Here is a 22,899-nt window from a genome sequence, read left to right as displayed (position 1 = left end):
CCCAGACATGCAGCCCGGTTACCCCGGACAGGACCCGTACGGCCAGCAGCCGAACCAGGACCCGACCGCTCAGCCGCACGACCCGTACGCCCCGCCGCCGCAGGCCCCGCAGTACGGCCAGCAGCCCCAGTACGGCCAGCAGCCCCAGTACGGGCAGCAGCCGCAGTACGGCCAGCAGCCGACCTCGGGCCAGCCGTACGGCCAGCCCACCTCGGGTCAGCCCGCCTACGGCCAGGACCCGTACGCGCAGCAGCAGCCGTACGGCGCCGCGCCGCAGTATCCGGGCGCCGGCTACCCGGCCGGTCCGGGCCAGGCCCCGAACAACACGCTGGGCCTCGTGTCCATGATCCTCGGTATCGCCTCGATCCCGATGGTCTGCTGCTTCTACCTCGGCATCCCGCTCGGTATCGCGGCGGCCGTCACCGGCTACCTGGGCCGCCAGAAGGCCGCGCAGGGGCTCGCCAACAACGACGGTCAGGCCAAGACCGGTCTGATCTGCGGCGCGATCGGCGCCGGCCTGGGCATCGTCCTGATCATCCTGGGCATCTTCGCCAACCTCAGCCTGCCGGCCCAGCCCTGATCGTCCGCCGTCCAGGGGCGTCCACCGACCGGTGGGCGCCCCTGACGCGTATCCCGCCCCCGGAGGCGGCGCGTCAGCGGGTGCGGGTCAGCGTGCGGGTGGCGGCGGCGCCGAGCACCGCGCCCACCCCGATCACCAGCGTGGCCACCACGGCCACCGCCCACGGTGAGGGCCCGACCTCCGCCAGCCGGCCACCGCCGAGCGATCCCCCGGAGGCCGCCGCGAACAGCCCCAGCAGCGCGCCGGCGACCGGCCCGGCGAGCACAGCCGGCAGCAGCAGCGCCGGCCAGCGGACCTCGGCCCGTTCCTCGGCGGCCGCGCGCAGCAGCCGCCGGGCCAGCAGCCAGCCGGCCGCCATCGCGGCCAGCACCGGCACTGCGAGCAGCGCGCCGCCCAGCCCGTCCATCGGGCCACGCGGCAGGCCGGCCAGCAGCGGTACGGCCGGCAGCGCGCCCACGGAGACCTCGCTCGTCCGGACGGCGGTGTCGGTGCCGACCGCGAACCCGGGACCGAGCAGGTAGCTCGCCGACCAGGCGGTCGCGTTCGGCGCGTAGGCGAGGCTGACAAGCGTGATGCCCGCCTGGCCGGCCACCCCGGTCCGGTACGCCCCGATCATGTCGGCCGCGTCGCCGCCCCCGGTGGCCACGGCCAGCCCGGCCGCGCCGGCGCCCGCGCCGCACAACAGCAGCGCCGCGACCAGTCCGGTACGCAGGCCGTCGCGCACCGGCGGCGGGCAGCGCGCGGCCAGCAGCGCCCACACACCGGTGGTACGCAGTGCGCCGACCAGAGCGGCCGGTACGCCGAACGCGGCGAACGTGAACGCGGCGGTCACCGGGGAGACCCGCAGGCCGCCCACGTCGACGGCGAACGCGGCGAGCGCGCCGAGCAGCGCGTACCCGATGCCGACGGCGACCGCGACGGTGAGCGCCTGGCGGGGCGAGCCCCCACCGCGCGCCCCGACGGCCCGGCTGACGTGCACCCCGGCGCGGGTGAGCCGCCAGACGGCGAGCACGCTGAGTGCGAGCGGCGCCAGGCCGAGCGGCCCGGCGGTGGTGCCCAGCGGCACCCCGTGGCCGAGCAGCCAGCCGGCCAGGCCGGCGCGCAGCGCGCCGCCGAACGAGCCGGCGTCCTCGCTGAGCTGGGCGAGGCCCAGCACGACGGAGACCGGCAGCCAGGAGGTCAGCGCCGCCCAGAGCGCGGCCACCCCGGCGGCGACCGGTAGGGGAGCCCGGCTGCGAGGCTCCTCACCCGGTCGGGGCGCGGGCACCCGCGCGGCCGGGCGGGCACGGCCGGGCGGCCGGGAGCCGGCGGGGGGACCGGTGGCCGGACGGCGGGGCTGGTCAGGGGTGACGCGTGACATCGTGTCTACTCTGGCACGCCGCGGGAAGGACGGCAGTCCGATACCGGGTCGGCAGCGTGGCGAGTTCGCGCGAACCCCGGCCCCGCGGCGGTGATCCGGTCTAGCCTCGGCCTCAGACGCGTCCGTTTCCGTCGCGGCGCCGACCGCTCGGAGGAAGCCGTGCACGCTCCGTATCCGCCGCCCCCGCCGCCACCGGCCGTCGGCCGGGACCGGACCACGCTCTGGGGCGTCCTCGGCATCGTCTTCGGCCTGTTCTGCTGCGGCGTCCTGGGCATCGTCTTCGGCGCGCTGTCGATCCGCGACGCCCGGCGCAACGGCAAGTCGCAGCTGCTCGGCTGGCTGGGCATCGCGTTCGGTGTGATCAACATCGTCGCCAGCGCCATCGTGCGGGCCCGGGGCAACTCGTACTACCCGTACTGGTACCGCTGAACGCGAGAGGGCCGACCGGTTCCCCGGTCGGCCCTCTCGGCGTCTCGCACGACCGCTCAGCGGCCGGACATGAGCTCCCGCATCAGGTTGGCGGTCTCGGTCGGGGTCTTGCCGACCTTGACGCCCACCGCCTCCAGCGCGGCCTTCTTGGCGTCGGCGGTGCCCGCCGAGCCCGAGATGATCGCGCCGGCGTGACCCATGGTCTTGCCGGGCGGGGCGGTGAAGCCGGCGATGTAGCCGACCACCGGCTTGGTGACGTTGGCCTTGATGAACTCGGCCGCCCGCTCCTCGGCGTCGCCGCCGATCTCACCGATCATGACGATCGCGTCGGTCTCCGGGTCCGCCTCGAAGGCGGCCAGGGCGTCGATGTGGGTGGTGCCGATGATCGGGTCACCGCCGATGCCGACGCAGGTGGAGAAGCCGATGTCGCGCAGCTCGTACATCATCTGGTAGGTCAGCGTGCCGCTCTTGCTGACCAGGCCGATGCGGCCGGAGCCGGTGATGTCGGCCGGGATGATGCCGGCGTTCGAGGCGCCCGGCGAGGCGATGCCCGGGCAGTTCGGGCCGATGATCCGGGTGCGCTCGCCCTTGGACTGGTTGTACGCCCAGAACGCGGCGGTGTCGTGCACCGGCACGCCCTCGGTGATCACCACGGCCAGGTCGATGCCGGCGTCGATCGCCTCGACGACCGCGGCCTTGGTGAACTGCGGCGGTACGAAGATGACAGTGACGTCCGCGCCGGTCTCCTTCATCGCGTCCGCGACGGAGGCGAAGACGGGCAGCTCGGTGCCGTCGAAGTCGACAGTGGTGCCGGCCTTGCGCGGGTTGACACCGCCGACCACGTTGGTGCCGGCGGCGAGCATCCGCCGGGTGTGCTTGGAACCCTCGGAACCGGTCATCCCCTGCACGATGACCTTGGAGTCCTTGGTCAGCCAGATAGCCATTGTCAGACCCCCGCAGCTGCCAGCTCGGCGGCCCGCTCGGCCGCGCCGTCCATGGTGTCGACCCGCTGGATCAGCGGGTTGGCCGCGTCGTCGAGGATCGCCCGACCGGCCTCGGCGTTGTTGCCGTCGAGGCGCACGACGAGCGGCTTGGTGGCCTTCTCGCCGCGCTGCTCCAGCAGCGCCAGCGCCTGCACGATGCCGTTGGCGACCGCGTCGCAGGCGGTGATGCCGCCGAAGACGTTGACGAAGACGCTCTTGACCGACGGGTCGGACAGGACGATCTCCAGGCCGTTCGCCATCACCTCGGCGCTCGCGCCGCCGCCGATGTCGAGGAAGTTGGCCGGCTTGACGCCGCCGTGCCGCTCGCCCGCGTACGCGACCACGTCGAGCGTGGACATGACCAGGCCCGCGCCGTTGCCGATGATGCCGACCTCGCCGTCGAGCTTGACGTAGTTGAGGTCCTTGGCCTTCGCGGCCTGCTCCAGCGGGTCCACCGACGCCTGGTCGACCAGGGCCTCGTGGTCCGGGTGCCGGAACCCGGCGTTCTCGTCCAGGGTGACCTTGGCGTCCAGGAGCAGCAGCTTGCCGTCCTTGGTGGTGGCCAGCGGGTTCACCTCGACGAGCGTGGCGTCCTCGGCCATGAACGCCTGCCACAGCTTGACCGCGACCTCGACCACCTGGTCGGCGATCTCGGCCGGGAAGCCGGCCGCGCTGACGATCTCGCGCGCCTTCGCCTCGTCCACGCCGGTGTTGGCGTCGATCGGCGCCTTCACGACCCGGTCCGGCGTCTCGGCCGCGACCTGCTCGATGTCCATGCCGCCGGCGACGCTGGCGATGCAGAGGAACGTGCGGTTCGCCCGGTCGAGCAGGTATGAGAAGTAGTACTCCTCGGCCACGTCCGCGGTCACGGTGATCATGACCTTGTGGACGGTGTGACCCTTGATGTCCATGCCGAGGATGTCGGTGGCCCGGGCCACCGTCTCCTCCGCGCCCTCGGCCAGCTTCACGCCGCCGGCCTTACCGCGGCCACCGACCTTCACCTGCGCCTTGACGACCACCCGGCCGCCGAGGCGTTCGGCGATCGCGCGGGCCTCCTCCGGGGTCGTGGCGACGCCGCCGGCGAGCACGGGCAAGCCGTGCCGCTCGAACAGGTCCCGCCCCTGGTACTCGTACAGGTCCACGTTTGCGCGTCCCGTCCCGTCTCCGCGGCGCGCCGTCGCGCCGCCACCAGCTTCGGAAAATCAGTTTGACGCCTGTCATCAGAACAGACAGGCCATTTGCCGCAGCCTAACGAGATGGGAACCGGCGGCAACCGAGCGGGTGCGGTGTGTGCGGTAATGCACAGGCCGGACCCGGCCGGGCCGGTCGCGACCGCGCCGGCACGCGCGGGCGTCAGCCGTCCGGGGGATGTCCGGGCCGGGGCGTAACCGCCCGTCGGGGGCGTCGTTGAGTGTGATGTCGGCGCGCTGGTCAAGCGCGACGACGGGAGCGGCCGATGCCCTGTCGGTCGAGGGGTGGCGGCGGGGCATCGTGCATAGAGGGGCCGGACGTGTGAGGGGTGCGTCCGGCCCCTCCCCCGTGCCCGGGGCCGGAAACGCGGCGGTCAGCCGACCGGCTGGGCCACGTTCTCCCGTACCCACTCGACGATCGACCCGGTGGTGGCACCCGGGGTGAAGATCTTCGCGACGCCGAGCCGCTCCAGCTCCGGGATGTCGGCCTCGGGGATGATGCCGCCGCCGAACACCACGATGTCGGTGGCCTCGCGCTCGGTCAGCAGTTCGACGACCCGCTTGAACAACGTCATGTGCGCGCCGGAGAGCACCGACAGGCCGACCGCGTCCGCGTCCTCCTGGATGGCGGTCTCGACGATCTGCTCGGGCGTCTGGTGCAGGCCGGTGTAGATGACCTCCATGCCCGCGTCGCGCAGGGCGCGGGCGACCACCTTCGCCCCCCGGTCGTGGCCGTCCAGGCCGGGCTTCGCGACGACGACCCGGATACGAGAGCTCATCTGCGCACACCTTTCACCGGCACTCCTGACCTGAACGAACGGTAACCCGGCCGGACGGGAGGCGGGAAGCCGGGCCGGACCTTCCCACATTCGAGCCAGGCCCCTACCGCCCACCCGGGTACGCGGAAAGCCGGACACCTCCGCCGTTCGGTCACTGTCCGCGACGAATGGGCAGTCGACAAGCCACCCGACCGGCGGCACGAGATATGACAAGGTCGGATGGAATTGGACATAACGAATCAGCATTTCGGCGCTTCGGCTTGTGACAGGAGTGGCGGTTGGCTAACGTGTCCACGGTTGTCATCAGGTCCACGGACGGGTGACGACGCGACACCGGAGGTTCGACAGAGCTTCACCGAACGGTCCGGAGTCGCATCGGATCCCCGACAACGGAGGGTGTGCGTGCGCCAGCGCCTGTCGTCTGAGCCCGATCGCTATCGCGGCCGCCGCCGCGTACCCACGCCCCCGCGGAGCCGCTACGCCGCGGTGGTCACCACCGCGTTCGTCGGCGCCGGCATCGTCGCCATCGGCGCGAACGCCCTCCCCGACGCCAAGAGCGTCAACCCGTCGGTCCTCGACGAGCTCCGGCAGGCCTCGGTCGCCAGCCAGGACGCCGCCGACCGTGGCAAGAGCGCGGACACCGCCTCCCGTTCCGACCGCTCCGACAGCAAGGCCACCGAGCAGGACCCATGGCTCCTGCCGCTGCACGGCTACGACTTCAAGTCCCCGTACGGCATGCGCTGGGGCAAGCTGCACACCGGCGTCGACCTGGTCGCCCCGGAGGGCACGCCCTACAAGGCGGTCCACGCCGGCACCGTCACCAAGGCCGGCTGGTTCGGCGGCTACGGCTACGCCGTCATCGTCAAGCACTCCGACGGCAGCGAGGCCATCTACGGCCACTCCTCCGCGGTGACGGTCAAGGAGGGCCAGGAGGTGAAGGCCGGTGACCAGCTCGGCCTGGTCGGCAACACCGGCCACTCCTACGGCTCCCACCTGCACCTGGAGATCCATGTCAAGGGCCAGCCGCAGGACCCGGTGGCGTTCCTGAAGGACCGCGGCGTGAACATCCAGCTCGAGCTCGAGGAGTTCTACAGCGACGTAGCCGCGTCCTGACGCTCCGTACCGCCCCGTCACCGCCCGGATCGTATGGTCCGGGCGGTTTCCTCTGTGCCGATGTCTGCCACGTCACACCGGCGAGTGTGAGCGGGAACACGCCAGTCGATGATCGTCTCTTCGACCGAGCCGGACGCCCGGTCCACAACCGGACGCGCGGTGACCGGGCAGGCCACCGCCTCCGCACCCCCGATACCCGCTGCGACCTGCACCGACACCAGTATTTCGAGGTCACGTGCCCCTCGAACCGATGAAGGATCCCGTGCAGCACAGCAGCCCCACCCCGGACAACGCTCCCGCCCGGCACCGGCGTCCTCGCCGCGCCCGGCGCACCGTTTACGTGGTCACCGGCGCGGTGGCCCTGCTCGGCCTCGGCATCGGTGGCGTCGTCGTCACCACCGCCCCGGCCGACCCCACACCGGCCGCCGTCGACCTCGGTGCCGCGGCCCGCGCCGACGACGCCGCCCGCGCCGACCGCTCGGCCCGCGAGCCGCTCACCCCGTCGCCCGTACCGGCCAGCCCGTCGCCGAGCCCGAGCGCGACCACGACCACCCCGGCACCGAAGAAGACGGCGACCGCGAAGCCCAAGCCCAAGCCGAAGAAGAAGACGGTCGCGAAGAAGCCGACCTGGGTCATCCCGATGAAGGGCGCCGGCATCACGTCCTGCTACGGGCCCCGCTGGGGCACCCAGCACGCCGGCATCGACTTCGCCATGCCGGCCGGCACACCGATCCACGCCGCCGCGGCGGGCACCGTGGTCAAGGCCGGTGACGTGGGCGACGGCTACGGCATCTCGGTCTTCATCGACCACCACAACGGCTACCTGACCCACTACGCCCACCAGAGCCGGCTCGCCGTCGCCGTGGGCGACACGGTCAAGGCCGGTCAGGTCATCGGCTACGAGGGCTCCACCGGCGACTCCACCGGCCCGCACCTGCACTTCGAGGTGCACCAGGGCGCGATGTGGAACCAGATCGACCCGGCGCCGTTCCTGCGCGCCCGGGGCATCGACGTGGCCTGCTGACAGCACCACGAAACGAGGAGGGCCCGGCCCGGCCACAAGCCGGACCGGGCCCGCTCGGCGCTCAGAGCTTGTCGATCGGGGCGTGCCGCAGCACCAGCCACATGGTCTGGTCGCCGAAGTCGATCTGCGCCCGGGCACCCGGCCCGGCACCCTCCACCGCCAGCACCCGGCCCAGGCCGTACCGCTGGTGGTTGACCCGGTCGCCGGCCGAGACCTTCGGGGCCTGCTTCAGCTCGCTCGCGGTGGACAGCCGGCTGGCGTCCACGCCCAGCCGCTTCGCCAGCTCGGTCGCCTTCGGCGTGCCGCCGGCGAAGCCACCGCGGCCCACGCGGTCCGCCCGGCCGCCGACGCCGCCGCCCCCGCCACCCCACGAGGTGTACGACCCCTCGGTGCGCTCCCAGCGGACCAGCTCCGGCGGCAACTCCTCCAGGAACCGCGACGGCGGGTTGTAGGCGGGCGCGCCCCACGCCGAGCGGGTCACCGCGCGGGACAGGTAGAGGCGCTGGCGGGCCCGGGTGATGCCCACGTACGCCAGCCGCCGCTCCTCCTCCAGCTCGCGGGTGTCGCCGAGCGAGCGCAGGTGCGGGAAGACGCCGTCCTCCAGGCCGGTCAGGAAGACCACCGGGAACTCCAGGCCCTTCGCCGTGTGCAGCGTCATGAGGGTGACCACGCCCTGATGAGGCGTGGCGTCGTCTGCCTCGGCGCCGTCAGGCGCCGAGCCCGGTGACGCAGGGATCTGGTCGGCGTCGGCGACGAGCGCCACCTGCTCCAGGAACCCCGCGAGCGTGGCCCGCTCGTCGTCGGCGCCGAGCGCCTCGATCCGCTCGGTGTACTCCCGGGCGACGCTCACCAGTTCCTGGAGGTTGTCCACCCGGCCGGCGTCCTGCGGGTCGAGGCTCTCCTCCAGCTCGGCCAGGTAGCCGGAGCGGGTCAGCACCGCCTCCAGCACCTCCTCCGGCGTGCCGGTGTCGGCCAGCTCCCGGGCCGCGTCGAGCAGCGCGACGAACTCGGCGATGCCGTTCGCCGCCCGGGTCGAGATGCCCGGTGCGTCCTTGGCCCGGCGCAGCGCGGCCCCGAAGGAGATGCGGTCCCGCGCGGCCAGCGCCTCCACGCACGCCTCGGCCCGCTCGCCGATGCCCCGGCGCGGGGTGTTGAGGATGCGGCGCAGGCTGACCGTGTCGTCGTCGTTCACCACCGCGCGCAGGTACGCGAGCGCGTCGCGGACCTCCTTGCGCTCGTAGAAGCGCACCCCGCCGACCACCTTGTAGGGCAGGCCGACCCGGATGAACACCTCCTCGAACACGCGGGACATGGCGTTGGTGCGGTAGAACACCGCGACGTCGCCCGGGCGGGTGTCGCCGTCGTCGACCAGCCGGTCGATCTCCCGGGCCACCCAGTCGGCCTCGGCGTGCTCGGTGTCGGCGACGTACCCGACGATCTGCTCGCCGGACCCGGCGTCGCTCCACAGCCGCTTCGGCTTGCGGGAGGTGTTGCGGTCGATGACCGCGTTCGCCGCGTTGAGGATGGTCTGGGTCGAGCGGTAGTTCTGCTCCAGCAGGATCGTGCGGGCGTCGGTGAAGTCCCGCTCGAACTCCAGGATGTTGCGGATGGTGGCGCCGCGGAACGCGTAGATCGACTGGTCGGCGTCACCGACCACGCACAGCTCGGCCGGCGGGATCCCCTCGGTGCCGGAGACCAGCTCCTTGATCAGCACGTACTGGGCGTGGTTGGTGTCCTGGTATTCGTCGACGAGCACGTGCCGGAACCGCCGCCGGTAGCTCTCCGCCACGTGCGGGTGCGACTGGAGCAGGTGCACGGTCGTCATGATCAGGTCGTCGAAGTCCAGCGCGTGCGCCTCGCGCAGCCGCCGCTGGTAGAGCGTGTACGCCTCGGCCAGCGCCCGCTCGTTCGGCCCCTTGGCCCGGCCGGCGAACTCCTCCGGGTCGACCAGCTCGTTCTTCAGGTTCGACACCTGGGCGGCCAGGCCCCGGGCCGGGTAGCGCTTCGGGTCCAGGTCCAGCTCGCGGGCGACCATCTGCATCAACCGGCGCGAGTCGTCCGCGTCGTAGATCGAGAACGTCGACTTCAGGCCGGCGTGCTCGTGCTCGGCGCGCAGGATGCGTACGCAGGCGGAGTGGAACGTCGAGACCCACATGAGCCGGGCGCGCGGGCCGACCAGCGCGGCCACCCGCTCCTTCATCTCGCCGGCGGCCTTGTTGGTGAACGTGATCGCGATGATCTCGCCGGGGTGCACGTCGCGGGCGGCGAGCAGGTAGGCGATCCGGTTGGTCAGCACCCGGGTCTTGCCGGACCCGGCACCGGCCACGATCAGCAGCGGGGAGCCGGCGTGGGTCACCGCGTCCCGCTGGGGGCCGTTCAGGCCGTCGAGGAGGGCCTGCGGGTCCGACCCGGCGGCCCCGGGGCGGCGCGGCGGGGTCGGCCGGGACTCCGGCGCGGGCGGGGACTCCGGCGCGGACGGGGATGTGGGGATGTCGAAGAGAGGATGCATCGCAGCCCGAGTCTATGCCGCCGGGCGGACACTTCCCCGCCCGCGCCACCGCTCGGCGCGCGCCGCACGTCTCACCTGTTGGTGCGTCTTCTTGCGCGCCCGCCCGGGTGGTCGGCATACTCGACGACGTGTTCGATCAGCGCTTCTACTTTTACTACGGCACCGGGAGTCCGGCAGCCGTGGGTCGCGCCTGATCACAGACCTACGAAACGCCCCGGGCTCCCCGAGCCCGGGGCGTTTCCGTCCCGGGATCCGGGTACCGGGCCCGAGCCCCGAGAGGGACGACGATGATGACTGACGTGGTGGAGTCCAGCGGCAGCCCGGCGCGCAACGGCCGGCCGGCCGGCGCCGACCCGACCGACGCTGCGGCGTCCCGGACCGGCACCGACGACGCGGCGGCCGCCGAGCGGATCGGGGAGATCCGGCGGCGGATCGACGAGATCGACAGCACCCTCATCGCGCTCTGGCAGGAGCGGGCCGCGCTCTCCCAGGAGGTCGGCGCGACCCGGATGGCCTCCGGCGGGACCCGGCTCGTGCTCTCCCGCGAGCGGGAGATCCTGGAGCGGTTCCGCGGCGAACTCGGCGCCGACGGCACCCAGCTGGCGCTCCTGCTGCTGCGCGCCGGTCGCGGCCCGCTGTGACGTCCGGGCGGACGCCGTGACGCCCCCGGAGACGACGAACCGCCTGCCGGCGTCGAGCTGACACCGGCAGGCGGTCCGGAACGGATCAGGCCACCTCGTGGGTGACGACGATCTCCCGCTTCTCCGCGAAGTGGCAGGCGCTCGGGTGGTCCGAGCCCGGCCGGATCTGGAGCAGCGGCACCTCCTGGGCGCAGACGTCCTGCGCCTTCCAGCACCGGGTGCGGAACCGGCAGCCCGAGGGCGGGCTGACCGGCGAGGGCACGTCGCCCTGGAGCCGGATGATCGCCTTGCTCTCCCGCACGGTCGGGTCCGGCACCGGCACCGCCGACAGCAGTGCCTGGGTGTACGGGTGGGTCGGCCGCTCGTAGATCTCGTCCTCGGTGCCGATCTCCACCATCTTGCCCAGGTACATCACCGCGACCCGGTCGGAGAGGTGCCGCACCACGGACAGGTCGTGGGCGATGAAGACGTACGACAGCCCGAACTCGGCCTGGAGCTTCTCCAGCAGGTTCATCACCTGGGCCTGGATCGAGACGTCCAGGGCCGACACCGGCTCGTCGCAGACGATCACCTCGGGCCGCAGCGCCAACGCCCGGGCGATGCCGATGCGCTGCCGCTGACCGCCGGAGAACTGGTGCGGGTACCGGTTGATGTGCTCCGGGTTGAGACCGACCAGGTCGAGCAGCTCCTTGACCTTGCTGCGCCGGCTGCCGCGCGGGGCCACCTCGGGGTGGATCTCGAACGGCTCGCCGATCAGGTCACCCACCGTCATCCGGGGGTTCAGCGAGGTGTACGGGTCCTGCATCACCAGCTGGATCTGCCGGCGCAGCCGCCGCAGCGCGCCACCGGAGAGCTTGGAGATGTCCTGGCCCTTGTAGAGCACCTGGCCGCCGGTCGGCTTCTCCAGGTTCATCAGCACCCGGGCCAGCGTCGACTTGCCGCAGCCGGACTCGCCGACCACGCCGAGCGTCTCGCCGGCCTTGAGGTCGAAGGAGACGCCGTCGACCGCCTTGACCTGACCGATGGTCTTCTTGAACACCACACCCCGGGTCACGGGGTAGTGCTTGACCAGGTCACGGACCTCGATGATGTTCTCAGTCACGGTTCACCAGTTCCTCGGCGAAGTGGCAGGCGCTGGCCCGGCCGTTGCCCAGTTGCAGCAGCGGCGGGACCTTCTCCCGGCACACCGGCTGCGCCATCGGGCACCGCGGGTTGAACGCGCAGCCCGGCGGGATGTTCATCAGGTTCGGCGGGAGGCCCTTGATGGTGCGGAGCTCCTGGCCCTTCTCGTCCATCCGCGGGATCGAGTTGAGCAGGCCGAGCGTGTACGGGTGTCCCGGCTTGCGGTACAGGTCGTAGACGTCGGCTTCCTCGACGATCCGGCCGGCGTACATGACCGCGATCCGGTCCGCGACGTCGGCGACCACGCCGAGGTCGTGGGTGATCAGGATCATGCCCATCTGCCGCTCCCGCTGGAGTTCGCCGAGCAGGTCCATGATCTGGGCCTGCACGGTCACGTCCAGCGCGGTGGTCGGCTCGTCGGCGATCAGCACCTCGGGGTCCAGCGCCAGCGACATGGCGATCATGGCGCGCTGCCGCATACCGCCGGAGAACTGGTGCGGGTAGTTGCTGAACCGGCCCTTGGCGTTGGGGATCTTCACCTGGTCGAGCATCTCGATCGCGCGCTTCTTGGCGTCCGAGCGGCTCATGCCGCGCCGGACGCGGAACTGCTCGGCGATCTGGAAGCCGACGGTGAAAACCGGGTTGAGGGCGGAGAGCGAGTCCTGGAAGATCATGGCGATGCCCTCGCCCCGGATCCGCCGCCGCTGCTCCGCGGACATGGTGAGCATGTCCTTGCCGTGGAAGCGGACCTGCCCGCCGGTGACGAACCCGGGCGGGGTGTCCAGGATGCCCATGATGGTCTGCGCGGTGACGCTCTTGCCGGAGCCGGACTCGCCGAGCACGGCGAGGGTCTCCCCCGCGTCGACGTGGTACGTGACCCCGTTGATGACCTTGGCGACGCCGTCCCGGGTGCGGAACTCCACCCGAAGGTCGTCGACCTCGAGCAGGCGGCCCGAGGGGCGGCCGGATCCGTCGGCGCCCGGGGCGGACTGCTCGGACACGAGAATGTCGGACAACTCAGTTCCCCTAACGGAGCTTCGGGTCGAGGGCCTCGCGGACCGCCTCACCGAGCATGACGAAGCTCAGCACGGCGGCGACGAGGAACGCGGCGGGGAAGAACAGCAGGAACGGCGAGACCCGGATGTAGTTCTGCGCCTCGCTGATCATGATGCCCCAGGAGACGACCGGGCTCTTCAGGCCGATGCCCAGGAACGAGAGCGTGGCCTCCGCGCCGATGAACGAACCGACCATGATCGTGCCGTAGACCAGCAGCGGGGCCAGGCAGTTCGGCAGCAGGTGCTTGAGGATGATCCGGCCGGTGCCGGCGCCGAGCGCGCGGGCCGCCACGATGTAGTCGGCCTCCTTGGTGGCGAGCACCGAGGAGCGCATCAGCCGCATCACGACCGGCCAGCTCAGCACGCTCAGGGACAGGATGACCAGCCCCATGATCGTCCACTCGCCGTTGTCGGTGCCGGACCCGTTGAACGTGGTCAGGATGACGATCGAGCCGAGCACGAACGGCAGGCCGAAGAAGATGTCCGCGATGCGGGACAGCAGCGCGTCCACCCAGCCGCCGCGGTAGCCGGCGATGATGCCCATCGTGCCGCCGACCAGCAGCGTCAGGGCGGTGGAGACCACCGCGACCACGATCGAGGCGCGGGCGCCGTAGATGACCCGGGCGTAGACGTCGCGGCCCTGCACGTCGTAGCCGAACCACGCGGCCGACGACGGCTCGACCCGGCTGCGCTCCAGCGTGCCGTTGACCGCGTCGCCGGAGGTGAACAGCCAGGGGAAGGCCGCCATCACGAGGAACACCACGATGATCGTCGCCGAGATCCAGAACAAGGGCTTGCGGCGCAGGTCGATCCAGGCGTCGCCGAGCAGACCACGCGGCTTCTGCTGCTTCGCGCTCTCCGGCAGGCCGGCGTTGGTGGGAGCGCCCGAACCGGCCTGGGTGGGCATGGTCGCGGGCGGCGTCGTCACGATCGACGCGGTATTCGGGTCACTCATGCCCGCACCTCGTTGCGCTCGGCGCGGGCGTGGTTGCCCGCGCAGACTGCTGGGACGATTCGTTCGCTGCGGCGGTCACTCATAGCGGATCCTCGGGTCGAGGGCGGCGTAGAGCAGGTCGACCACCAGGTTCATCACGAGATAGACGAGCACCAGCACCACCACGATGCCGACAACGGTAGCGCTCTCCTTCGTGACGATCGAGCGGAGCACCTGCCGGCCGATGCCGTTGATGCCGAAGATGCCCTCGGTCACGATCGCGCCACCCATCAGGGCGCCGAGGTCGGTGCCGAGCAGCGTGACCACCGGGATGAGCGAGTTGCGCAGCAGGTGCACGCCGACCACGCGGCGCATGGGCAGGCCCTTGGCGATCGCGGTACGGACGTAGTCGGCACGCCGGTTCTCGGCGATGCTCGTACGCGCCACCCGGGCGATGTACGCCATCGATGCGCTTCCGAGCACGAAGCCCGGCACGATCAGTTCACTGAACCGCATCTCGTTGGACACGGTCGGGTTGATGATGCCCCACTTGACGCCCAGCAGCCACTGCAGCACGAAGCCGATGACGAAGACCGGCAGGGCGATCAGGAAGAGGGTGGAGACCAGGACCAGGTTGTCCAGGAAGCCGTTGCGCCGCAGACCGGTCAGGATGCCCGCGCCGAGACCGATCACGGCCTCGATGGCGAGGGCGACCACCGCCAGCTTCAGGGTGTTCGGGTACGACGTGGCGATGATGTCGCTGATCTCGCGACCGCCGAACGTGATACCGAAGTCACCCTGCAGAAGGTTCTTCATGTAGCTGGCGTACTGCACCCAGATCGACTCGTCGAGGTTGTACTTCTCGGTCATCATGGCCCGGTAGTTCGGGGGGCAACCGCGGTCGCCGCACTTGCCGGCGAAGGGGTCACCGGGCACGGACCAGACGAGCCAGTAGATCAGGAACGTCGTGCCGATGAACACCGGCACGAGTTGCAGCAGCCGTCTCAAGAGATAACGGCCCATGGGGTGGTCCTCCAGACAGGGAGCGCCGGGTGAGCCGGCGCGGCGGCGACAACGTGCGAGGGGTTCGTTGTACACCCCCTCGCGGAACGGCCCCGGGTCGGGCTCACCGGTAGGCGAGCCCGACCCGGGGTCAGACCGTTCGGATCAGAGCTCGACCGAGGTGATGTCGAGCTCGCCGACGTTGGTCAGCTCCAGCTTCTTGATCTTCTCCGAGTGGCCGGACTGCTGGCCACCGAAGTAGATCGGCATCGACGGGACTTCCTGGTCGATGATCTTGACGGCCTCAGCGAACTTCTTGTGGGCCTCCTCGATGCTGGGGGCCGCGGTGGCCTCCTTGGCGAGGGCGTCCACCTGCGAGTTGCTGTACTTGCCGTCGTTCGAGGAACCACCGGTGACGTAGAGCGGGTTGATCCAGTTCTCCACGTCCGGGTAGTCCTGCTGCCAGCCGGCCCGGTACGCGCCGGTCATCTTGTAGGCGTTGATGTTGGCGCGGAAGACCGCGAAGGTCGGCACGCCGACGGCGACCGCGTCGATGCCCAGGTTGGTCTTGATCTGCTGGGCGACGGCCTCCATCCACTCCTTGTGGCTGGCGTCCGCGTTGTACGACAGGGTCAGCTTGCCCTGGAAGCCACCGGCCTCGGCGAGGAGCTTCTTGGCCTCTTCCACGTCGAACTTGCAGGCGGTGCAGTTGCCCGGCTCGGCGCCCGGGGTCAGCGGGTTGGCCCAGCTGTCGGCCGGCTTGCGGGTACCGAAGAAGATCTTGTCGGTGATCGACTGCCGGTCGATGGACAGCGAGATCGCCTTGCGCAGCTTCGGGTTCTGGAAGCGCTTGTCGTAGATCGGGAAGGCGATGATGCCGGTCGACGGGGTGGTCGAGGCCATGGCCCGCTCGCCCAGGTCGGTCTTCCACTTCTCACCGGCCAGCGCGGAGACCGGAACCTGCTGCTGGAAGTCCAGGTTGCCGGCGAGCAGGTCGTTGTACGCCGCCGTGTCGTCCTGGTAGATCTTGACGGTGACGTCCTTGATCTTCATCTTGTCGCGCAGGCTGTAGTCGTCGAAGCGGGTCAGCTTGATCTCGACGTCGTCCTGCCAGGAGACGAGCTTGACCGGGCCGTTACCGATCGGCTTCTTGCCGAACGTCGCCGGGTCGGACGAGAAGAACGCGTCCGGCAGCGGCACGAAGGCGCTGTAGCCGAGCTTGGTCGGGAACACGGCGGTCGGCGCGGTGAGCGTGACCTCGAAGTTCCACTCGTCGACGACCTTCAGGCCGGACATCTCCTTGGCCTTCGGCTCCGGAGCCTTCTGCGGGCCCTCCGGGCCGTCCGGGTCCTCGGTGTAGACCTCGTCGAAGCCCTGGATGTCGGAGAAGAAGGAGGCGTTCTGCGCGCCGTTCGGGCCGTACGCCGCCCAGTTCCAGGCCTTGACGAAGCTCTCGGCCTTGACGGTGGTGCCGTCGTGGAACTTGGTGTTCTGCTTGATCTTGATCTTGAAGACCTTCGAGTCGCTCGTGTCGATCGACTCGGCGAGAAGGTTCTGCGGCGCCCCACCGTTGTTGGGGTACTCGACCAGACCGCTCCACATCCAGTCGATGATCGCGCCGCCACCGGTCTCGGTGGTGTTCGCCGGAACCAGGGGGTTCTCCGGCTGGGTGCCGTCGATGACGATGGCGCCGTCCGAGCTGGCGCCGGCGTCGCCACCGTCGTTGTTCCCGCTGGAGCAGCCGGACGCGACGAGCGCGAATGCCGCGCCCACCGCGAGCGCGCCGCTCGCCCGCTTCGAGACTCTCATTCCGAGGGGCCTCCTCTTTCTAACCTGGTTCCGTCGTGAGTTTCACGCACGTCTTTGGGGGTGACACCACCGGCGACCCGAGCCGCAGGACGCCGGTTTACCGCAGAGGAATTCGGGACACCCCAGGGGTACCGATCCGCCGGGCGCCACACCCTGGACGAGACATCGCGCAGGGCCGTCGGCCACGCGGCGGCGCTGATGGCGGCGTCACGTGGTCGGCAGGCCCGACGAGATGCCTCACACCGGGGGGTGAGGTGCTGCCACTGTGACACCAACCGGCCCTTTCCGTGAAGGTGCCGTTATCAAGCCGTTAGTTGCTCGCCACGTTGCCGATACTTGAGAAAAGATCACAAAGCGTACGGACGATAGGGCCCTGAACAGGCAAGACGGGCATAGAAAGGTCGACAAGCATCCCTGCGGCAGGGAGGGTTGTGACGTTCACCGCGCCGGCCTGGGCGACTCCCACGGACGCGCGACTGTCGCGTTTTCTGTCCGTCCGGATGATGCCACACCGACTGAGCGGGCGACAGAGGCGCCCGGGGGTACGAGGCCGCCGAGGCCCCGCCCCCGGGCGGACGTGGGATTTCTAGACCAGGCGGCGGTCGGCGGCCCAGCGGGAGAGCTCGTACCGGTTCGACATCTGGAGCTTGCGCAACACGTTGGAGACGTGCGTCTCGACCGTCTTGATCGAGATGTAGAGCTCCTTGGCGATCTCCTTGTACGCGTACCCCCGGGCGAGCAGCCGCAGCACCTCGCGCTCGCGGTTGGTGAGCTGGTCCAGCTCGGGGTCGGCCACCGGCGCGTCCGGCCGGGAGGCGAACGCGTCGAGCACGAACCCGGCCAGCCGCGGGCTGAACACCGCGTCGCCGTCGGCCACCCGCCGGATCGCGTCGGTCAGCTCCTCCGGCGAGATCGTCTTCGTGACGTACCCCCGCGCGCCGGCGCGGATCAGGCCGATCACGTCCTCGGCGGCGTCGGAGACGCTCAGCGCCAGGAACCGCACCTGCGGGTGGGTACGCCGCATCGCCTCCAGCACCGCGCGGCCACCGCCGTCGGGCATGTGCACGTCGAGCAGGACCACGTCCGGCGCGGTGGCGGCGATCCGGGTCACCGCCTCGGCCACCGAGCTGGCCTCACCGACCACCTCCACGCGCGCCCCCAGCTCGGCGCGGACGCCGGCCCGGAACATCGCGTGGTCGTCGACGAGGAACACCCGCAGCGGCCCGCGCGGCGCCGTACCCTCGACCGGTTCCTGCTCGGACATGTCACTTGTCCCTTTCCGCCGTGGATCCGGAGCCGCTGATCGGCAGGATCAGCCGGACCTCGGTCCCTTCCCCAGGCTCGGACCGGATCTCCGCCCGGCCGCCGTGCCGTTTCATCCGTCCGATGATCGAGCCCCGGACGCCGTGCCGGTGATTCTCCACCGTATCCGGGTCGAAGCCCTTGCCCCGGTCCCGGACGAACACGCTCACCTGCTCCGGCTCCACCTCGGCGTACAGCGACACGGTCTGCACGCCGGCGTGCCGGGCCGCGTTGACCAGGGCCTCCCGGCCTGCGGCCACGATCGCGCCCACCCGTTCGTCGGTCTCCCGATCGCCGACCACGACCACCTCGACGGTGATGGCGAACGTGTCCTCGACCTCGGCGGCGGCCTGCTCCAGGGCCGCGGCGAAGCGCTCCGTGGGCGACGCGGCCGGCTTGTAGAGCCAGTTGCGCAGCGAACGCTCCTGACCCCGGGCCAGCCGCTGGACGGTCTTGACGTCGCTGGCGTTGCGCTGGATCAGGGCCAGCGTGTGCAGCACCTGGTCGTGCACCATCGCGGCCAGTTCGGCGCGCTCCTGCTCACGGATGCGGCCCTCCCGCTCCGAGCGGAGCTGGTTCCAGGTGCGCCAGAGCACCGGACCGGTCACCACACCCACGCCGGCCAGCCCGACCAGCGCGAAGATCACGCCGTTGAGCACCGCGTCGAAGTTCTGCGCCGGCGAGTAGACGGCCGCCACGCCGATGATGCCCACCGCGACGAGTACGCCGCCGCCGATGAAGCGCAGCACAAACGCGCGCCTGTCGCTCTCCTCCACCACCGCGCCCAGCCAGGGCACCGCCGAGTCACCCCACTGCCGGCGGCGTTCCGGGCCGGACTGGTGCCAGATGACGCCGGCGCCGACCGCGATGATCGCCACCAGCCAGCCGGCGGTGCCGGCCGCGCCCACCGAGTTGAACGCGACCACCTGGAGCAGCAGCACACCGAGCCCGATCACCACGAACGGCAGCAGCTGGGCGAGGTCGCGACGGGGCGGGACGGCGGTGTCGCCGGGGCGGGGCGGAACCACCGCCCAGAAGGCGGCGTAGAGCAGCAGCCCGAGCCCGCTCAGCCCGAGCAGCACCATGAACGCCACGCGTACCCGCAGCACCGGGATGCCCAGGTGCTCGGCGATGCCCGCGGCCACCCCGGCGGCCAGCCGGTGGTCGGTGGCCCGGTAGAGGCGCGGGGCGTGCGGGGCGGGGGTGCTGCTGATCGGAGGCTCCCAGGTCGAGGCGGTTGTGCCGGCGGCACCGACGCTCAGATCGTCACACGGCGGCGAGGCCCCGGACCACGGGGACGCCCCGGAGTTTCACCGGCGGCGGATCTCAGGGTGGGGTCAGGGTCGGGTCCGGAGGCTGCTCGGGCGGCCGGGGCAGCAGTATCGAAGGCATGAACGAGGACGCTGCCCGTCCGCCCCGCCCCTGGGCGGCAGCACAGGACGCCCCGCCGCCGCCCCCGCCGGGAGCGGCGCCCACCACCGACCAGGCGACCCCGCCGCCCGGCGGCGGCACGCCGTTCGGCGGTCCGCCACCCGGTGGGTACGCCCCACCGCCCGGCGCCGCCGGCTTCACCACCCGGTACGGCCTGGTACGCCCCCGCGAGGGCCGCTACCTGGCCGGGGTGTGCGCCGCCATCGGCCGGGCCACGAACACCGACCCGGTGCTGTGGCGCGTGCTGCTGGCCGTGCTCGGCTTCTTCGGCGGCATCGGCATCATCGTGTACGTCGCCGGCTGGCTGATCATCCCCGGCGAGGGCGACACCGCCTCGCCGGTGGAGGCCATGCTCGGCCGGGGCCGGTCCAGCATGTCCCCGATCACGGTGATCGTGCTCGGCATCGTGGTGGCGCTCGGCTTCGCCTACGTCGTCACCGACGGGTTCCGGGCGATCCTGCTGGGCGCGGTGATCCTCATCGGCGGCGCGCTCCTGCTCAACCGCGAGCAACGCGGCCCGGGGCAGCGGCCGCCGCAGCAGGCGCCGCCGCACGGTCCCCCGCCGGGTCCGGTGCCACCGGTGGCCTGGCCCGCACCGCAGGCCCCGGCACCGGGCGCGTGGACCGCGGCTCCCCCCGCGGCGCCGTGGACCGGCACGCCCGCCGGGCCGGCCACGCCGGTACCCCCCGGAGCGGCACCGTCCAGCGGCCTGCCCGCCACCCACCCGGAGCCCGGCTACCCGCCGGCCGGCCGCCCCGAGCCGGGCTACCCCCCGGCGTCCGTGTCCCCGGCGTCCGCCGCCGAACCGGGCTACCCGCCGGTGCCCGGGTCCGAGCCGGGGTACCCGGCCACGTCCGACGCGGAGCGCGAGCCGGGCCCCTCCGGTACCGGCTACCCGACGCTGCCGGCGCCGGGCTGGCCGGCCGCGTCCGGCACCCGGCCGGGCCCGTCCGAGCCGACGACTGTCGCGATGCCGCACGTGACCGGGTCGGCCGCCGACACCGCCGCCTGGCCCGCGTACGGCGGGAACCCGGCCTGGCCGGGCGAGCCGGGCGCCGTGCCGCCGCCCACGCCGGTGGGCGCACCGCTGCCGCCCGGCGGTTACCGGCCGCCGTTCGCCCCGCACGGCCCCTACGCGGCGAAGCCACCCGTCCCGCCACCGGTCCGGCCGCCCCGGCCACCGAAGCGGCCCAAGGAGCGCTCGGCGCTCGGCGCGATCACGTTCTCGCTGATCTTCCTGGCGCTCGGCGTGGTGGCCATGCTCGACCTGCTCGACGTCTTCCCGGTCGGTGCCGCCGGCTACTTCGCCGCGGTGCTCGCGACCATCGGCCTCGGCCTGCTCGTCGGCACCTGGTTCGGCCGGGCCCGCTGGCTGATCGCCCTGGGCCTGGTGACCGCCGCGGCGCTCGGCATCGCCACCGTCGCCGAGTCCTACGACCGGGTACGCGGCATCGACGGCAACGTCACCTGGGCCCCGACCGACCTGCGCGACCTGGCGAACCGGTACGAGAACAACCTCGGTGACGCGACGCTCGACCTGCGCGGGATCGACTTCGACAAGCAGGACGTCCAGGTGACCGTCGACGTGAACCTCGGCAACGCGACCGTGGTCGTACCGCCGAATGTCGACGTGACCACTGTGGCCGACGTGAACGCCGGTGACGCCACGGTCTTCGGCCGGCGCAGCGGCGGGCTCGGCGGTCGCCAGTGGGAAACCACCGACGCCGGTGCCGACGGTCCCGGTGGGGGCAAGCTGCGCCTCTTCGTCCACGTGAACGCCGGCAAGCTGGAGGTGACCCGATGAAGGCACACCGTACCGACATCGTGTCGTTCGCTTTCGGACTCGTCTTCCTCGGCCTCTCCGTCTGGTGGCTGCTGGCCCGGATCCTGGGTCTCTCCGTACCTCCGGTCGGCTGGTTCCTGGCCGGCGGGCTGGTGCTGATCGGCCTGCTCGGACTGATCGGCGCGCTGCGCTCCGGCCGCGCGCCGGAACAACCCGCCCCGGACGTCACTGTCGCGGCACCGTACGGCTCCCCGGCCGCCGGCGCGGAGACTCCCGCCGACGCGGAGGCGGTCACCGACACGAAGACGACCGACGGCGCCGACGAGTGGGCCACCCGGGCCACCACCGACTCCGCGGAGCCGGCCACCCGTGAACTGCCGGCGCTCGATCCACCGGCCGGCGAGGCGGCTCCGGAACGCCGTACGCCGGGGGATCCGGCCTGACCGCGCCACTGCGGCGCCCTTCGGACGCGGCCTATGCTGGTCGGCGGAGATCTCGCCTCCGCCGGCCGGCCCGCGCACCCCGACCATGCCGGAGCCGCCGGTCGGGTCGCCGGAGCCGCCCCGTCCGTTCGCTATCTCGTCAGGAGCCCGTCCGACATGACCCAGTCACCCGCCGTGCGCGTCACCGGTCCCTCCGGTGCGGTCCGCATCGGCGAGCGCGCCGCCCGCACGCTCGTCAGCGAATTCGCCCGGCGTAACGACCCGAAGGCCGGCCTGCTGGTCGGCGCGACCCCGGAGTCCGCGGTGCTGGCCGCCGCGATCGAGGCGCTGCTGCCCGGCGACCGGCTCACCGTGGTGCCCGCGGAGGGCGCCGCGGCGGCCGCGCTGCGCGAACACGTGACCGCACAGGGCCGCTGGGTCGCCGACCGGGTACGCGTGGTCGACACCCTAGCCGAGGCCGACGCCGCCGCGGTGGTGGTCGTCGCCGAGCCGTTCACCGGCACCGCGGACGAGGCGCGCACCGCGATCGACGGGCTGGCGAAGTACCTCGCCGAGGGTGCGGTGCTGAGCGTCGCCGCGCCGCTGTTCCGCACCGAGGGCGCCGACGGCGAGCTGGACCGGCAGGGCGTGCTGCACGGCGTCCGCAGCGATCTGGTGCTGCGCAACACCCCGCCGGTACGCGTGCACCACCTGCGGTTCGCTCCGGCGCCGGTCGCGCTCGCGGCCTCGCTGTCCCCGGCGTACCGCCCGTCGAGCGTGCCGCTGACCCGGGGCATGCACATCGACTCGAACGGGGTGGCCGCGGCCGGCATCACGCTCGGCCTGGCCGCCCTGGCCCGGGCCGCCCGGCCGAAGTCGAAGCTCTGGCTGCTGCCGGCGCTGGCCGCCGCGCCGGTGGCCGCGTTCTTCCGGGACCCGGAGCGGGACGTGCCGGAGGACCCGTCGGCGGTGGTCGCCTCGGCGGACGGTCAGGTGCTGTCCGTGCAGCGCCTCCAGGACGAGCGCTTCGGTGACGGCGAGTGGCTGCGGATCGCGGTCTTCCTGTCGGTGCTGGACGTGCACGTCAACCGCGCCCCGGTGGCCGGCAAGGTGGTCGACTACTTCGTCGCCGACGGCGGGTTCGTCAACGCCATGAAGCCGGACGCCGAGCACAACGTGGCGGCGTACACGGTGCTGGACACCGACCACGGCACCGTCGTGGTGGCGCAGCGCACCGGGCTGATCGCCCGCCGGATCGTGCAGCGGGCACCCGTCGGGTCGCTGCTGGCCCGGGGCGAGCGATTCGGCCTGATCCGGTTCGGCTCGCGTACCGACGTCTATCTGCCGGCCGACGCCGCGGACCCGCTCGTCGGGCCGGGCGACAAGGTGGTCGGCGGCGCGACGGTGATCGCCCGCTGGCGCTGACAGCCG

Annotated in this window: 20 protein-coding genes; 8 read left to right on the top strand and 12 right to left on the bottom strand. The window is 71.9% G+C overall.

Translation table 11 applies throughout. From position 1 onward, the window contains the following. Positions 1 to 7 precede the first annotated feature (7 nt). A complete protein-coding gene (locus O7607_RS16535) occupies positions 8 to 580 on the top strand; it encodes a DUF4190 domain-containing protein (protein ID WP_269704092.1) in 573 nt (190 codons plus the stop codon). Positions 581 to 653: 73 nt separating this feature from the next. Here the strand turns inward: O7607_RS16535 and O7607_RS16530 are convergent, their stop codons facing one another. Then, complete coding sequence (locus O7607_RS16530) at positions 654 to 1,940, bottom strand: cell division protein PerM (RefSeq protein WP_269704091.1); 1,287 nt, start codon at positions 1,938 to 1,940, stop codon at positions 654 to 656. Positions 1,941 to 2,099: 159 nt separating this feature from the next. On the opposite strand from O7607_RS16530, the gene O7607_RS16525 reads away from it, so the two are divergent. Continuing rightward, positions 2,100 to 2,369 (top strand): DUF4190 domain-containing protein, encoded by a 270-nt coding sequence (locus tag O7607_RS16525; RefSeq protein ID WP_269704090.1) that lies wholly within the window; start codon positions 2,100 to 2,102, stop codon positions 2,367 to 2,369. 56 nt (positions 2,370 to 2,425) lie between these two features. On the opposite strand, the gene sucD is transcribed toward O7607_RS16525, so the two are convergent. From sucD to O7607_RS16510, 3 genes are all read right to left on the bottom strand, one after another. Then, a complete protein-coding gene (gene sucD, locus O7607_RS16520) occupies positions 2,426 to 3,313 on the bottom strand; it encodes a succinate--CoA ligase subunit alpha (protein WP_269704089.1) in 888 nt (295 codons plus the stop codon). A gap of 2 nt (positions 3,314 to 3,315) precedes the next feature. After that, positions 3,316 to 4,494, bottom strand: a complete 1,179-nt coding sequence (gene sucC / locus O7607_RS16515) for an ADP-forming succinate--CoA ligase subunit beta (RefSeq protein WP_269704088.1) — start codon at positions 4,492 to 4,494, stop codon at positions 3,316 to 3,318. Between the two features lie 422 nt (positions 4,495 to 4,916). Beyond that, positions 4,917 to 5,321, bottom strand: coding sequence for a cobalamin B12-binding domain-containing protein (locus O7607_RS16510; protein ID WP_269704087.1), 405 nt, complete (start codon positions 5,319 to 5,321; stop codon positions 4,917 to 4,919). 402 nt (positions 5,322 to 5,723) lie between these two features. On the opposite strand from O7607_RS16510, the gene O7607_RS16505 reads away from it, so the two are divergent. Together O7607_RS16505 and O7607_RS16500 are read left to right on the top strand one after the other, a co-directional pair. Further along, positions 5,724 to 6,434, top strand: a complete 711-nt coding sequence (locus tag O7607_RS16505; protein WP_269704086.1) for a M23 family metallopeptidase — start codon at positions 5,724 to 5,726, stop codon at positions 6,432 to 6,434. 250 nt (positions 6,435 to 6,684) lie between these two features. Beyond that, positions 6,685 to 7,458 (top strand): M23 family metallopeptidase, encoded by a 774-nt coding sequence (locus O7607_RS16500; protein ID WP_269704085.1) that lies wholly within the window; start codon positions 6,685 to 6,687, stop codon positions 7,456 to 7,458. Positions 7,459 to 7,519: 61 nt separating this feature from the next. Here the strand turns inward: O7607_RS16500 and pcrA are convergent, their stop codons facing one another. Beyond that, on the bottom strand, positions 7,520 to 9,967 hold the full coding sequence (gene pcrA, locus O7607_RS16495; protein WP_269704084.1) for a DNA helicase PcrA: 2,448 nt from the start codon (positions 9,965 to 9,967) through the stop codon (positions 7,520 to 7,522). A gap of 287 nt (positions 9,968 to 10,254) precedes the next feature. Here pcrA and O7607_RS16490 point away from each other — a divergent pair, with 287 nt between their 5' ends. Continuing rightward, complete coding sequence (locus O7607_RS16490; RefSeq protein ID WP_269704083.1) at positions 10,255 to 10,608, top strand: chorismate mutase; 354 nt, start codon at positions 10,255 to 10,257, stop codon at positions 10,606 to 10,608. Positions 10,609 to 10,693: 85 nt separating this feature from the next. Here O7607_RS16490 and O7607_RS16485 read toward each other — a convergent pair whose 3' ends face one another. From O7607_RS16485 to O7607_RS16455, 7 genes are all read right to left on the bottom strand, one after another. After that, positions 10,694 to 11,710, bottom strand: a complete 1,017-nt coding sequence (locus O7607_RS16485; RefSeq protein WP_145754060.1) for an ABC transporter ATP-binding protein — start codon at positions 11,708 to 11,710, stop codon at positions 10,694 to 10,696. Further along, positions 11,703 to 12,731, bottom strand: coding sequence for an ABC transporter ATP-binding protein (locus O7607_RS16480; protein ID WP_269706996.1), 1,029 nt, complete (start codon positions 12,729 to 12,731; stop codon positions 11,703 to 11,705). The genes O7607_RS16485 and O7607_RS16480 overlap by 8 nt, the downstream gene beginning before the upstream one ends. A gap of 25 nt (positions 12,732 to 12,756) precedes the next feature. Beyond that, entirely contained in the window at positions 12,757 to 13,740 is a 984-nt protein-coding gene (locus O7607_RS16475; protein ID WP_269704082.1) for an ABC transporter permease, read from the bottom strand. Between the two features lie 75 nt (positions 13,741 to 13,815). Beyond that, positions 13,816 to 14,742 (bottom strand): ABC transporter permease, encoded by a 927-nt coding sequence (locus O7607_RS16470; protein ID WP_121685977.1) that lies wholly within the window; start codon positions 14,740 to 14,742, stop codon positions 13,816 to 13,818. 144 nt (positions 14,743 to 14,886) lie between these two features. Further along, complete coding sequence (locus O7607_RS16465; RefSeq protein WP_269704081.1) at positions 14,887 to 16,530, bottom strand: peptide ABC transporter substrate-binding protein; 1,644 nt, start codon at positions 16,528 to 16,530, stop codon at positions 14,887 to 14,889. A gap of 586 nt (positions 16,531 to 17,116) precedes the next feature. Further along, positions 17,117 to 17,794, bottom strand: a complete 678-nt coding sequence (locus O7607_RS16460) for a response regulator (RefSeq protein WP_030501521.1) — start codon at positions 17,792 to 17,794, stop codon at positions 17,117 to 17,119. A gap of 1 nt (position 17,795) precedes the next feature. Further along, positions 17,796 to 19,046, bottom strand: a complete 1,251-nt coding sequence (locus O7607_RS16455; protein WP_269706995.1) for an ATP-binding protein — start codon at positions 19,044 to 19,046, stop codon at positions 17,796 to 17,798. A 176-nt stretch (positions 19,047 to 19,222) separates the two neighbouring features. Between O7607_RS16455 and O7607_RS16450 the strand changes: the two genes are divergently transcribed. The 3 genes from O7607_RS16450 to O7607_RS16440 all read left to right on the top strand — a co-directional run bounded on the left by O7607_RS16450 (position 19,223) and on the right by O7607_RS16440 (position 22,893). Then, positions 19,223 to 21,067 (top strand): PspC domain-containing protein, encoded by a 1,845-nt coding sequence (locus O7607_RS16450; protein ID WP_269704080.1) that lies wholly within the window; start codon positions 19,223 to 19,225, stop codon positions 21,065 to 21,067. Next, entirely contained in the window at positions 21,064 to 21,489 is a 426-nt protein-coding gene (locus O7607_RS16445) for a hypothetical protein (RefSeq protein WP_269704079.1), read from the top strand. The genes O7607_RS16450 and O7607_RS16445 overlap by 4 nt, the downstream gene beginning before the upstream one ends. Before the next feature lie 156 nt (positions 21,490 to 21,645). Then, entirely contained in the window at positions 21,646 to 22,893 is a 1,248-nt protein-coding gene (locus O7607_RS16440; RefSeq protein ID WP_269704078.1) for a phosphatidylserine decarboxylase, read from the top strand. Positions 22,894 to 22,899: the final 6 nt, after the last annotated feature.

Source organism: Micromonospora sp. WMMA1949 (genome assembly GCF_027460145.1).
In the GTDB taxonomy this organism is placed as follows: Bacteria; Actinomycetota; Actinomycetes; order Mycobacteriales; family Micromonosporaceae; genus Micromonospora.
The sequence above is the reverse complement of the archived record's forward strand: the minus strand, read 5'-3'. Positions and strand labels throughout refer to the sequence as shown.